This window comes from Microbulbifer jejuensis (assembly GCF_047289955.1).
GTDB lineage: Bacteria > Pseudomonadota > Gammaproteobacteria > Pseudomonadales > Cellvibrionaceae > Microbulbifer.
Genome location: NZ_JBLBUB010000001.1, coordinates 277416 through 289846, shown reverse-complemented (window position 1 = coordinate 289846; position 12431 = coordinate 277416). Strand labels below are relative to the sequence as shown.

At 57.1% G+C, this 12431-nt stretch carries 12 protein-coding genes; all 12 read right to left on the bottom strand.

All coding sequences use genetic code 11. The features are described 5' to 3' along the window. Positions 1-21: 21 nt before the first annotated feature. The 12 genes from ACL7TT_RS01455 to ACL7TT_RS01400 all read right to left on the bottom strand — a co-directional run bounded on the left by ACL7TT_RS01455 (position 22) and on the right by ACL7TT_RS01400 (position 12307). Positions 22-384 (bottom strand): DUF4376 domain-containing protein, encoded by a 363-nt coding sequence (locus ACL7TT_RS01455; RefSeq protein ID WP_413392558.1) that lies wholly within the window; start codon positions 382-384, stop codon positions 22-24. Then, positions 368-751 carry a hypothetical protein gene (locus tag ACL7TT_RS01450; protein WP_413392556.1) on the bottom strand — a complete coding sequence of 128 codons (384 nt, stop codon included), beginning with the start codon at positions 749-751 and terminating at the stop codon, positions 368-370. Before ACL7TT_RS01450 ends, ACL7TT_RS01455 begins: the two co-directional genes overlap by 17 nt. Continuing rightward, complete coding sequence (locus ACL7TT_RS01445) at positions 748-3033, bottom strand: phage tail tip fiber protein (protein ID WP_413392554.1); 2286 nt, start codon at positions 3031-3033, stop codon at positions 748-750. Before ACL7TT_RS01445 ends, ACL7TT_RS01450 begins: the two co-directional genes overlap by 4 nt. Continuing rightward, positions 3033-4634 carry a hypothetical protein gene (locus ACL7TT_RS01440; protein ID WP_413392552.1) on the bottom strand — a complete coding sequence of 534 codons (1602 nt, stop codon included), beginning with the start codon at positions 4632-4634 and terminating at the stop codon, positions 3033-3035. Before ACL7TT_RS01440 ends, ACL7TT_RS01445 begins: the two co-directional genes overlap by 1 nt. Position 4635: 1 nt before the next feature. Then, complete coding sequence (locus ACL7TT_RS01435; RefSeq protein ID WP_413392550.1) at positions 4636-5334, bottom strand: hypothetical protein; 699 nt, start codon at positions 5332-5334, stop codon at positions 4636-4638. Beyond that, complete coding sequence (locus tag ACL7TT_RS01430) at positions 5335-5628, bottom strand: hypothetical protein (protein ID WP_413392548.1); 294 nt, start codon at positions 5626-5628, stop codon at positions 5335-5337. A gap of 85 nt (positions 5629-5713) precedes the next feature. Beyond that, positions 5714-6256, bottom strand: a complete 543-nt coding sequence (locus ACL7TT_RS01425; RefSeq protein WP_413392546.1) for a hypothetical protein — start codon at positions 6254-6256, stop codon at positions 5714-5716. Further along, on the bottom strand, positions 6256-10104 hold the full coding sequence (locus ACL7TT_RS01420; protein ID WP_413392545.1) for a pyocin knob domain-containing protein: 3849 nt from the start codon (positions 10102-10104) through the stop codon (positions 6256-6258). The genes ACL7TT_RS01425 and ACL7TT_RS01420 overlap by 1 nt, the downstream gene beginning before the upstream one ends. Before the next feature lie 3 nt (positions 10105-10107). Beyond that, positions 10108-10479 carry a hypothetical protein gene (locus ACL7TT_RS01415; protein ID WP_413392543.1) on the bottom strand — a complete coding sequence of 124 codons (372 nt, stop codon included), beginning with the start codon at positions 10477-10479 and terminating at the stop codon, positions 10108-10110. Between the two features lie 16 nt (positions 10480-10495). Next, complete coding sequence (locus tag ACL7TT_RS01410; protein ID WP_413392541.1) at positions 10496-11110, bottom strand: hypothetical protein; 615 nt, start codon at positions 11108-11110, stop codon at positions 10496-10498. Beyond that, positions 11110-11757: a phage adaptor protein gene (locus tag ACL7TT_RS01405; protein ID WP_413392539.1), complete on the bottom strand. Its 648-nt coding sequence runs from the start codon at positions 11755-11757 to the stop codon at positions 11110-11112. The genes ACL7TT_RS01410 and ACL7TT_RS01405 overlap by 1 nt, the downstream gene beginning before the upstream one ends. Then, a complete protein-coding gene (locus tag ACL7TT_RS01400) occupies positions 11744-12307 on the bottom strand; it encodes a hypothetical protein (protein WP_299940458.1) in 564 nt (187 codons plus the stop codon). Before ACL7TT_RS01400 ends, ACL7TT_RS01405 begins: the two co-directional genes overlap by 14 nt. Between the last annotated feature and the right edge of the window lie 124 nt (positions 12308-12431).

Here is a 12431-nt window from a genome sequence, read left to right as displayed (position 1 = left end):
GCTTTTATTATGCAGGGGATATTAAAGGGTCCATTCCCTCAGTTGCCGCAGTGTGACGCCATCACGTTTGAACTGCTGCGCGGTATCGTGGAGTACGGAACTGCGTCGGGCTTTTTCCGTCATGGCATGTGCGTAAAGTTTGCCCAGGTCGTCCTTCGTAAGCCATACCTGATGATTGTCAGCCGTCATCCAGGCAACATTCGCCGTACCAATCTGCTCCCAGTTATGTATGCGCAGCTGTAAACGGTGCAAACTGTCCTGATCCACATCCAACTGAAAGCCACCTACAAATAGAGGTGCTTCCTCTTGTGTGCGACGCCATGTATTGATCTGCTCCCGCGAGGCCGGCACATTCAGCGGATCGTATTCAGGTAACTTCGGCACGAATCACCTCGCTATGGTAGGGAAAGCATTCAAGGGTGATTGGGTAAATGCCCGGCTCAACCACCGGCCAAATCACAAAGCCATCATTAACAATTCCCTGCCAGTTGGGCACCACCAACTGCGCACCGCTCGGGATATTTTTTATCACAACCTCTCTGCCTGAAGGGTCGTACTGCCAGGTAACCGCCATACGTGGTCGCTTTTCGATGGCCCCGTCCGCCACATAGTCCTCGTTGACATCCACGTCTCTGTTCACAAACATCCAATCCAGGTGCTCGGGAACGGAGGTCTCCAGCTCCACCAGGGTTATCGCACCATCCAGGGTCCATTGAATCTGCCCATTGGACGGATCAAAAACGACAATCATCGCTTGGTGCCCAATATCAGCAAATTGGCATTGCGTAATTTTCCCCCTTTGTGCGCCAGATGCTTCGCAGTCACCCTGACCGATACACTAGAGGCACTGGTGCCGCCATAACTCATGGACACCGGCACCGACCAGTTCATATCCGAGCCGCCACCCACGTCCTGCCAGATCACATTACCCTGCTGGCGCTTACCATTGATAAACAACTCCACCTCCACCGCGCCATCATCCCACTGGTAAAACTCCCCGGTGACAATGACATGGTAACCACCGCCCTCGGGATTGAAGCTGGTTTGTGCCAGCACGGCGCTGGCGTTGCGGTTGGTCAGATCTTTATTCCCAATCTTGACCGCCTGCGCCACCGTGATCGCGTTCCCTTTCACATGCAGTGTGTCGATAATATTGACGGCATTGGCCTTTAACCGGTCCGCCTCAATATTTCCCCGGGCATAGATATTGTTAAAAATAGCTGATCCGTTTTTATGAATACGCCAGCCCTGTGTACCGCCGGAATTATCAAAACTGTCCGACTGGATCACGTCGCCGATATAGGCGTTGGTGATACTACCGGTACCGATTCTTGCCAGCACAAAGGCCGCATTGATACCGGTGATCCTGTCCACCGCAATACGGCCCACCTGCGCCGTACTGATGGTAGCGTCCTTAATCAGCGCGCCGTCCATCACCACCCGGTTGCCATCAATAATAAAGGCCAGCTCGGTCGCCCCCGGGGCGCCGACAGAAAAACGGTCTACAGAGAAAATCATCTCGCTGTGCTGGCTGCCGTCGTACTCGTTTTGGGTCACTGACAGGCCATAGCCAGCCACATAGCCGTTGCTGTCGATCTTGACCGTGTACTGGCCTTCAATACCGTCCACACTCTGCTGCAACACCTGCACTGCGGTGGTGTTGTCACCGGATTCTGTTTGCACCTGAGTCAGCGCCGTGGCCTGGCTCTTTAGCTCACCGTCAATAAAGCTCACATCAATCTGCAACTGATCAATGGCCGCCGCACTGGCTGCCACGCCATCGCTGGGGTTTTCCACCGTGGCCTGCAAACTGGCAATATCCTGGCCCTGGGCCGCAATGTCCTCTCCGATGCGGGTAATATCCAGGGCTTGGCTTGCCAGTGCGGAGGCATTGGCACCCACCCCGGTATTGGCATCGAATACCGTCAGCGCCAAGCTGTCGAGACGCCCGGCCTGGGCCACCAGCCCCCCTTCATTGCTGGTGATACGCAGGTTATGGGCACTGACCGCATCGGCATTGGCCGCCACGCCATGGATAGGATCATTGACCGTCAGCTCCAGGGCATCGAGCCGCACCAGCTGCGCGTTGTCCGCACCGATCCGGGCCAACTGCTCGGCGGTTAAATTGGCCTCCACGTTCAGTACCAGTTGATCGCGGGCATCGTGCCAAAGGCCGTCGTCCTCCGTAAACACATAGGGGTGATTGTTGTCGTCGGTGTCGAACCAGCGGGAGCCCTCCACCAGTACCCCGCCGCTGGCATCTTCATGGGTGGGTTCGATCGGCTGATAAAAAATCTCCACATCGGTGGCCACCACCAGCCCGTCGATCTGCTGCTGCAGACTGTTGACCGCCTGCTGGCGGCGGCTGATTTCATTGCCGAGACTGTCCACCAGCCCGGTGGCGGGGCTGTCGATTAAGTCAATGCGATCCTGCAGCGCCTGGTACAGCTGCGTCTCGCGAATCTGCCCCGACAGGCTTTTCAATACCAGCGCCGGGTCCGGTGCCGTGTGTCCGGCGGTGCCCGCAGCAGCATTGCGTGGTCCCTCAATATCAGTGGCGGAGGTGTAGGTAATCCAGTAGTAGTAAGTGACCTCGCGCTGTACACCCACATCCGCATAGAGAAAACTGGTGGACTGGCCAATGGCCACCGCGTTGGCGAGATTATCTTCAGTCGCCCGGTAGATAGTGGTAAAGGCGTGTCCCTGATACTGACTGTTGGGGTTGTCCCATTGCAAAAACACATGGCTAAAACCGTTGCTCACGGTAAAGCCCGTGGGCGCTGGCGGTACAATGGGATTGGGCGCCGGGGTGGTGGCAACCAGGTCTCTGCCCGGTACCGGAAAACGCGTGTTGTTAATCAGCTTCGCCAGCCCGGTATCAATCAGGCTGCGTATTGTTAGATAAGCGTCGAGCGGATCGCCCCGTACCCCCTCCCCTACCTCAATCACCTCAACCATTTTTTCCAGAAGCGGGCGAAGGGCTCGGTCTACCTTGGGAGAAACATTCGGTAACCCGGAAGTGCGCCTGGCCATCAGCGGATCTCGCTCATGCTGCTGGCCAACTGGATATTCGATACCGGCGCATTGCCGCGCAGCTCAAACTGTACATGGCGGTAACGACGCGCACAGGGCAGCCGAAAAGCGCGGCCGTCTGCCACCGAGCGGCTGTGCAGTAGCTGACCGTCAGCGTAAAAATCGAATGTCAGGGGATAACTGTCCGCATCAATTTTGCCCGCGGTGAAGATAACCCCAAGGGGGCTCGGCCAGATCTTGCTGCGCCAGGTATAGGAGGACTCGGCCCCGGCACCCCAGCGACTCACCACGCCTGCCAGGCACAAATACAAATCGCCACTCACCTCATCCAAATAGGCCGCATCGGCGTACACCTCATAAAAGCGAAAACCCTCCTCTACAGAAAAACTGAAACTGCCCCGCTCGCTGCCGTTGTTGTAAAAGGCCAGGTAGCGGTCCTCAAGGCGGTAGGCATGAATACTGGCAGGGTTGAAACGTTGCTTAAATTGCGCCGGCAATATCAAAGGTTCAGTAACCAGGCGCGCATCGGTGCCGCCAACGGCAACCAGCCCGTCCGGCGACGCATAGAGCACATATTCCCCCATATCCACCATGGAGCGTTTACTGGCGCAGGCGTGAATCTGGTCCAGGGGCACCAGGCTCATGGCCGCCGGTTCCGAGCCCGCCACCAGGTAGGGTTTGCCCGTGGTGCCGATCACCGCACCGGCAGAAGTCACTGCCGCTGCAACGAAGTCATAGGCCATGGCCAGTTGGTAGCGGATTGGCCAGGCGTGGGGCTGGTAAGGTTCGCAAAACGCCAGGGTATTGCCGAAGGCTCCCAGCATGACCCCGTTGGGCAGCGCCGTAAGTCCGCGCATATTCGGGTCCGGTGCAATCCAGTCCAGGCTTGGGCAGGTTTCCCCCAACTGTTCCGATTCCACGCTGTCACTGAAATCGGTCTGGCCTGCGGGAATCTCGGCCACAAACTGGTAGCCCCCGGTCGATTGAGCGCGGTAAATACGCTTGCTCTGCACGATAAAATTGCCGCTGGCGACCGGGATTGCCGTGACTTCCACCGCAGCGCCATCCCAGCGTTGCACAATGCGCGAGGGCGCACTGGGCGGCCCCTCCTCACCGCGACTGGACACAAAGGTGACAATATAGGCGGTGTCGATCGCTTGCCCGCCCTCCGGCGGTTCGCCATCGGGCCCACTGACATCGGGGGGACCGGAAGGTGCCGGCAGGCCCAGGTCGTGGGCTGCGGAAGGGTAGGGACCAGGTCCACCGGTCGCGAGGGTGGCGTCGGTAATTTTTGGCACCCCATCGCCGGTATAATAGGTGCGCAGCGAAGTATCCCCGGCAATCTGCCCGCGCACCACATCCACATCGCCGGCAAATTCCAACCAGAACCCCTGTCCCTCGTTGCCCTCGCGATTGAACAGGGACAATGTCTGCGTGGCCGTGCCCAGGGTCTGCCCCGTGTCCGCCGGTAAATTGGCCGGTGCTATTTGTCCCCGGCGCAGCTCCACGTTTAATGCCTTGGTGGCAAAACGGCCGTCCAATAGCTTTGGGTCGATACGGGGCATTTCCCCGGCAAAGTTATAACTGTTGATCCTGGCCATATCAGTCAAACCCCCAAAACGCTTCCTGTTGACGCAGGGCCTGATGCAATCCCTCGCCCAGTTCCCCTGGGGTCATAGCGCTGGCGGTATTGTCCGCCAGCATCCACTGGATCGATTGGGCACTGCGAACTTGTTGGAATGTTTCCAACAGGCCGCTCACCAACTGTTGCACAGTCAGGTCTGCATTGCCCTGCTGCGCTTCCAGGTAGTCGACCAGGCCATTCATCAACTGCTGCTGAGCCACGGCCACCACCCGCGCCATGCGGGTCTGGGAAGTCTCATCACCATCCAGCCGTTTGCCGTTGACCTCCGCCTGCACAGTGCGGAGTTTCTGCGCCCGTTCGGCTTTGAAAATCCGGCGATAAAAATTCGCAATCACCTGCTCCGCCTGTGTTTGACGCACTGCTGGATCATCTTCCGGCAACGCCACAACCTCACCGCGGTAAAATGCCAGCCAAGGGTGCTCCGCCTCCAAAACCGTTTTATCCGCCGCCTGTGCCCACTGATGCACAATGTCCATATGGGGCGGATACTGCACATAGTTGGCAATCACCTCCTGCACCAATGGACTGTGCTCATCCAGTGCTCTACTGCGCGCCACGTCGAGCACGCGGTTCAAATCGCGCAGATCAGAAACAATAACGGCCTGCACTTGCAGGCCGTTCTGGGCATCGTAACGGTATAAAAAAGCATCGCGCATTTACGTCACCGGCTCCAGTTTCTGTAATACATCCGCCGCCTGTGTCGCCAGGTTCTGATTGGCCTGGATCATGCCCGTATACATTTTTAACGGGTCGGGATTAAACACGGAACCCGTCTGCACAATGGCCCCCAGCAGCTGGCGTACCTGTTGCAACTGCTCACCGGTAATCACATATCCGGCAGAGGGATCGGCTTGCGATAACGGTTGCGATGATGGTTGAGGACTTTCCACTACCTGTGACTGTTCCACTTTGGTCACGGATTTATGGGCGGATCTTTTGTTTTTTGCCATAATGCAAACTCCAAGGGGTTGAAAAAACGATATTAAAAAAAGGGGGTTATCGAGACTCGATTGCAGAAATACCTTGGCCCCAGCACTAAATTTCTTCGCCTGCTTCCACCAGCAGGGTATACACCGCACTGTCCAATATCGCTCCACCGCCGTAGGGGCGTAACTCGGCTCGAACAGTGGCCCTGCGGTAGCCCAATCCAACCGACAGGGTGATAGATCGGCTCTGGCTCAGGCGCAACCAGGTGTTTGTGCCACTGCCGGAAACTCCGCTGCCGGTCAAAAGGGTAAAACGGATCTGGTAGTTGTTGCCCACGCTGCTTGATGACGGTATTACCCAAGCGCCAATATCCGTATATTTGGGGATCACATGTGCCCCGTATCTGGCAATACGACCATTTTGGTAGAAGTAGACACCCGCCGTGGCCCCTTTCCGGTGTGTAGCATCAGTGGCAAAACTATCCGTCAGGCCGTAAAGCATATTGGACTTGCCGATAAAATCGCTGCCTTTGAGTGGCAGTGAACTGGGTAAGCCGTTTTTCCCCAGAAAATCCGAACCCTTGGCCCCGGCCTTGGGGATGTTATATTCGGCACAGACTTCACTGCCGGTCGGTGTAGTGGAAATGGCCATCAGGCGGCCTCCAGTTTTTGTTGCAGTTCGGCAACCGCGCGCTCCAGCTGCTGTATACGCGCCACATCATTTAGGCGCGCACTCAACTGATACATTTGCAGGGCGCGGTAGCGCAGGCTGTACAGGCCGTCGTGCTTGCTGGCGATACTGCGCAGGCCTGCACGCCTGGCGGTCTGTGCCCCCACACCCAGTTGGTTGCGTTGTTGAATATCGGTGCGGTCGTAGAAGTGTGCAGCGCCCAGTTTTTGCAGGGCCCTGGCGGCATCTTTTGGCTTCAATTTCCGCCAGTTGGTTTTCACGGTTTCGTCGGAGGTAATTTCCCAGTCCGTGGTAAATTTGTGGGTGCCATTGGTTTTGGCACCATAACTCTGGGTAATCAGCTTTTCACTGCCGCCATAAAAGAGGCGCACATAGTGAGCGGAGCCGGTACCATCTACATAGATACACGCCTCGTTATTGCCGCTGCTGTCCTCGGCCTGAAAATAAATACGGCCACCGTGTTTCAGATTTCTAACATACAGATCGCCGGTATAGTTATTAAAGTGGGTATTGGAGCCACTGTGATACAAGCGTGCATCACTCTGGCTGCCCAGATGTAGTGATTGATTATCTGGCAACAGGGCATAAGAACCGGTGACCTGCATGGCCATGGTATTGTTCGCCCACAGCTCGACTATTCCACTGCCGTTTTGGCGAATGCCGGTGTCGTTATCCCCAAGCGCAATGCCCTTGCCATTGGCCAGGTTGCCGCTAGGGGCGACACCAATGCCCAGTGAACCTGCAACAGAGGCGTTTTGACTGCCGGAGTGCAGCACTTTTCTCCACGGTGACCAGTTGCCACTGTAATAACCCCGAAAATAGAAATCCGGCGCATCGGAGTTCAAAAAATTGTAGGTGTAATACTGTTGGGTGACACCGGCAGAAGCCTGGACCACCAGGGAACCTGCTCGCGCGGCTGGGTAGTTGGTACCGTTGGTCGCATCAGCATTGGCTGTCTGAAAATAGAAGCCGGGCGTCTGGTAACTGTTCAGATCCACCACGCCCAGCTCTGGCGCGGAGGCCGGGGTAACACCCGATGTATTGCCATCATGCCAGACTTGGTGGCCGCTCTGCGTCAAGGGACCGTTGGCATTCAGCCCTGGCACAGCGATTTTGGCGGTGCCGGACCCGGAGTTACGGTAGACATCCAGGGAACCGGCGGTGGAGGGAGTGATACTCCAGCTTTCTCCACCTTTAACAATATTGATATGCTGGCCATAGTTTGCTGAATTGAATGTGGTCAATCCGCCAATCGACTGACCGCCGCCGCTGTGCAAAATATCGTGATAGACACCACCAAACTTTGCTTTCAGGCCAGTGAGGTCGGCGGCGTTGTAGCCGGTAAAGCGGATGTTACCTTCCGACTGTAAATACACATGGCCACCGGAAGCGGTCAGCCTGTGATTGTTGCCGGGATTGTTCTGGTCTGACTCGTAGAGTTCCAGGGCTGGCGATGTATTGGAAATTGTAAGATCGCGAACTTCCAGACCGCCGTGAATGGTCTGTCCGCCCTTGCTGGTAATAATCTGATGCCAGTCACCCCAGGTGCCGCTCCGAACACCGCGCAGATACCAGGTCGGGTTGCTATCGTTACTGGCTACCAGGGTCCAACCGTAGTGGTTTCCATTTTCATGGCTGGCGTGAATGCCCCAGTACCAGCCGCTAGCATTGCCACCGGGGTCATTGGGCTGTGCATCGCCGTTATAGAAACCACTTTTTATCACATCGTTCCAACCGTTTTCACCGAGTTCGGCAACCCCCAAAGTGCCCTGACCATTCTTGCCATAAATAAAATGTTCAGGGTGTTTACCAGCCAGTTTTGCCGAGTCCGCCGCCCGAGCATTGATCCCCAGATACTTATCAGACAGCGCGGTATCGCCCTCACTGATCGCACTGGCATTCAGGCCGCGTTTAAATTGAGAGACACCATGACGGCTGAGCTGGACAACCGTTTCGTCATAGTCGTCCAGGCGGATACCGGCCGGATTATCATTACCACTGCCGCGAAAACGCAGGTAGTCATCCTTGAAACCGACACTGAATAACCCACTGACAGGGTGGTGGAATTCGATATGCTCAACGCTGGTACGCGGAAAACTGATCTTATCCAAGGTGGTTGTGCCGGAGACTGCCTGCCCACCACCGGTATGCAGAATTTCATTGGTGCCCAGAAAGCCCCTGCGATCAGGAAGAACCCGAAACAGATTTGACCAACCACCACTGCCGGAATTGTGCTGTCGTACCTGAAAGCCATTCACGGCCTGATCCACATCGACGTAAATTGTCGCGGCCAGTTTGCCGGAACCGTCATCTTGCATACGGAAATCAGCAGTGTGGTAACCGTTGGATTGACCGCCAATACCGACACTGCCATGGTGGGAAGAAAATCCAAGGTGGCTGGCCACTTCCTGCCCGCCGCCGGTCGTCAGCAAAGCGCGGGTTTCACTACCGTTGTACCATTGCGGTACGCTGTTCCCAAAAAGGCGGACGGGATACGCACTTTCTCCAACTTGGACATACCCCTCCGATCGTGCGCGAATCAGATAGCGATGACTGCCGCCGACATCTTTCCCTAGGATTCCCAAACCATTATCCAGGGCAATACTTTGTGCCCCGGCAAAATCGCCATAATCCAACGCCACCGCACCGATATGGCCGTTGACGCTGGCCACATTGCCCGAGCCCGGCGTGACAAACCACTGCGCATCCGGTACCGAGTAGGTGATAAAGTCATTGACGTAGACGTTTTTGCCGTCCACAACGCCGTCACTAACGATCACATAACGCGCGGAGTTGGCAGGCGTCGGCGGTGTACCCTTGGCAGCGGCATCCCAGGACCCCAGAAACTCCACCTGCCCCGAAGCCGTGGCAGCGGACTCGGCGGCCTTGGCTGCCCAGTGGGCGCTGGAGTATTGGGTTTCTCCGGGTAGCAACTGGTCTTCAGGATGGTTGGCCCACTGAAACGCTTTTTGCTGCGCCGCACTCGCACCCGCCTTTGCTGTCTGTGCGGTTGTTGCACTGCTGGCCGCAGCGGTAGCACTAGCGGCGGCATTGGCCTGGGCTGTCTCGGCACCGGTGCGCGCGTTTATGGCCGCATCCCGCGCTATTGCCGCATCGGTTTTTGCACTGGTGGCCAAACCGGCTTGGGTGGTGGCAGTCTCGGCACTGTGACCGGCATCACTGGCATGACCCTCCGCCTGCCCGGCGCTACCGGCTGCATTCTGCGCGCTGGTGGCAGCCGCCGAGGCGGAACCTGCGGCATCCGTGGCGCTGGTTTCTGCTTTCCCGGCCTCAGTGCCAGCCTGTTCGGCAGAAATCTGTGCAGAGCCTGCCCAACTTTGCGCGGACGCGGCACTATCGGCAGCGGCTTGTTTGCTGCCTTCGGCAAAGGCCGCGCTGCTGGCAGCATCCCCGGCTTTGTTTTCGGCGATGATACGGTGGTCATTGGCCTGTACCGCACTCCTGGCCGCATCGGTAGCGCTGGAGGCCGCGTTCTCCTCGCTAACGCCGGCATATTCTTCACTGTTGGCTGCACCGGCTTCACTCAGTGCCGCCGCCAAAGCACTGGCAGAGGCGCTGCGCTCCGCCTCCACCACCTGCGCCGCCAGTCTCGCCACCACACCCACATCACCGGTGACTTCAACCGTGATCGGCTGCCCTATAGCATCGAGCGTCACCTCCAGGGCCTGGCTCGCTACCTGTCGGGCCTCGACGGTTTCAGTAACCGACTGCACCTGAACCGACTCGGACGCGAGCACAGAAATCGTGTTGGTGGCATTCTCTTCAATAAAGGTAATGGTATTGGCCATGGTTCAGCGACTCCGGGTAATCTGCTGCAGAAAACGGATGCGGCCGTACACGATGGTCTGCACTTCCGGTTCATCGCCGGAAATCGGTGTGGCCATCTGCACGTCGTAGTTGTAACTGGTGGCCTTGAGGTTTTCCGTCTGCGCCGCGGACAGACCAATGGCCACTTCCCCGTTTTGGCTGTTGGCATCGGCGGGCGCTGTCAAAATGACCTGGGCATCTGCCCGCTCATCCGGAACCTGCGGATTCAATTTGACAGTGAACCAGAAGGTGCGACCGGAAATATCAATACGGCTGCCATTCTCATCCTTAAACACCAGCGGCAGGCTCAGGCTGTCCCCGATCACTGCATCGGTGAGGTTCTTTTTACTGGCCATAGGCGCCTCAGAAAAATCAGAAGAAATTGCGGGGTTTGGGCTGGTAACGTCTTGGGGTGGTAGAAAATCCACGCCCGGCCTTGCGGGCCGCCTGATCCCGATCCTGCCTGTAGAGCCCCTGGGCCATGGGTACCGCGTTTGGCGCGGACCAGGGTTTGTTGGGCATGGCGTAGAGTTTGGCCAACGTGCCCTGCTCAATGGCTTCGCGGTAATCTGATAACAGCGTGCGGGAAACCTGTGTAGCATTGGCTCCCGGCTTGACTGCGGCCGTCACCTGCAAAAACTGTTCGCCAACCTCCGCGTATACCTCAAGCACACCCGGCTGGGATTGCCACCACCACTGTTCACCGGAGCGTGGCGCAGAGCGTAAAGTCAGCGGTGACCCTTGCGCATCCTTTACCGTCAGCACTTTGACAATATTGGTATCACCGGGGCCTTCGAGGGAATAACTGCTGATCCCGTCAATGGTAAATACATCGGCCAGCCGCTCGCGCCAATAGCAGGAATGCTCGCAAAAATCCTGCAGGGTCAGCAGCAACTGGTGTTGTATCAACGGCTCCGGTGCGTCCGGTACATTGATCACGATACCCGGCAGGAAGGTATCGATACTGACCAGCTCGTGTTCCAGCATCAGCTTTTATGCTCCGGTTGCCGGGGCGAAACCCGCGCCTCGTTCTGCACTTTTACCCCGAGGAAATTAAAGAAGTTGGCGTAATGCTTGCGGCTGCGGGACTCGTTCACGCTGCCCTCGGTGTCCTCACTGAACAACCGGTACAGCGCGTACTCAGTCAATGCCGGACAGTATTCATCGCCGACCGTCAGGCTGGCATCGGCCAGGTCGTCGTAGGCAAGGGGGCGCTTTGCCAAAGTCGCCACCACCGTGCCGGCGATAACCGGCGGGGATAACTCAAAAACCCTGGGGTTGCGCTCGTCATAGGTGTACTGGCGGGCCTCCGCCACCGTATCGGCACTGCGCCAATCCGGCGTCATCAGGTCCAGATGCTCCCGCGCCACCAGGCGGATACTGCGCCCCGGTATCGTCATGGAACCGTTGTGCTTAATATCCAGTACCCGCAAATAGTCCAGCGGAATTTCCTGGCGGGCACCGTCCACCGTGGGTACTTCCACATCCTGCGCGGTGGCCTCCGGCTTGTAGGCGACAATTCCCAGCTCCGCATCATAGAGCGCATGACCAATGGTGGCATCGCTGTAAGCGGTGGCACCGGCATCGCGGAGCATACCGCGCACCTTGCCAATCTGATCGCTAACGCTCGCCATCGATCTGTTTCCACGCTTCCGCCACATCCTTGGCCGTAATGGACATATCGCCAGACAATTCCCGCACCTTGGCAACCAATGGCTTATTCGTGTGCTGGGAGAAATGCACCTCGTCCTTCGGCATGGTGCGAATCACGGCAACCAGATCCACTGCCCCGTTGGGTGCAGCAGCCTTTACTGGCTCGGGGCCATTATCGTCTTGGTCACCACTCTCCGTCTTAACTGGCACACTCGTCAGGGTTGGCTGCCCCACTTCACGGCGCTCATGGGGCGGGGGATCACTCTCTTCATCGTGAACAGAGGCTTCGGCCTGCAGCGGCGGCTTTGCGGCTGAGGCAATACCGGTTGCCGGGCCATAACCACAGGCAGCCGCTTCTTGTTCACCAGCGATACGCCATACCTGTTTATGCCGCAGCAACAACACAGCCTTGTTGCGCGGGAAAGGTTGCACATCGCCATTACCGGTCCAAAGTGTTCCGGTACAGCAAACGGTATCTTTTTTTACCGGCTTGTTGCCGATGTACTGGATCAACACAGTGGGTTCAGTCATTAAAAATCTCCTAAATAGAAAAAGCCCGCATTAAGCGGGCTTATGGTCTTACTCTGAAAAAACTATCGGTTGACTACTGCCAACCAGCTCAGTACAGGAAGGAAAAAGGGTTAATCAGGTAACG

Coding starts and splice junctions, on each gene's coding strand:
- ACL7TT_RS01450 (WP_413392556.1), bottom strand. CDS start 751: ATGATTGTCGTTTTTGATCCGTCCAATGGGCAGATTCAATGGACCCTG.
- ACL7TT_RS01445 (WP_413392554.1), bottom strand. CDS start 3,033: ATGGCCAGGCGCACTTCCGGGTTACCGAATGTTTCTCCCAAGGTAGAC.
- ACL7TT_RS01440 (WP_413392552.1), bottom strand. CDS start 4,634: ATGGCCAGGATCAACAGTTATAACTTTGCCGGGGAAATGCCCCGTATC.
- ACL7TT_RS01435 (WP_413392550.1), bottom strand. CDS start 5,334: ATGCGCGATGCTTTTTTATACCGTTACGATGCCCAGAACGGCCTGCAA.
- ACL7TT_RS01430 (WP_413392548.1), bottom strand. CDS start 5,628: ATGGCAAAAAACAAAAGATCCGCCCATAAATCCGTGACCAAAGTGGAA.
- ACL7TT_RS01425 (WP_413392546.1), bottom strand. CDS start 6,256: ATGGCCATTTCCACTACACCGACCGGCAGTGAAGTCTGTGCCGAATAT.
- ACL7TT_RS01420 (WP_413392545.1), bottom strand. CDS start 10,104: ATGGCCAATACCATTACCTTTATTGAAGAGAATGCCACCAACACGATT.
- ACL7TT_RS01415 (WP_413392543.1), bottom strand. CDS start 10,479: ATGGCCAGTAAAAAGAACCTCACCGATGCAGTGATCGGGGACAGCCTG.
- ACL7TT_RS01410 (WP_413392541.1), bottom strand. CDS start 11,110: ATGCTGGAACACGAGCTGGTCAGTATCGATACCTTCCTGCCGGGTATC.
- ACL7TT_RS01405 (WP_413392539.1), bottom strand. CDS start 11,757: ATGGCGAGCGTTAGCGATCAGATTGGCAAGGTGCGCGGTATGCTCCGC.
- ACL7TT_RS01400 (WP_299940458.1), bottom strand. CDS start 12,307: ATGACTGAACCCACTGTGTTGATCCAGTACATCGGCAACAAGCCGGTA.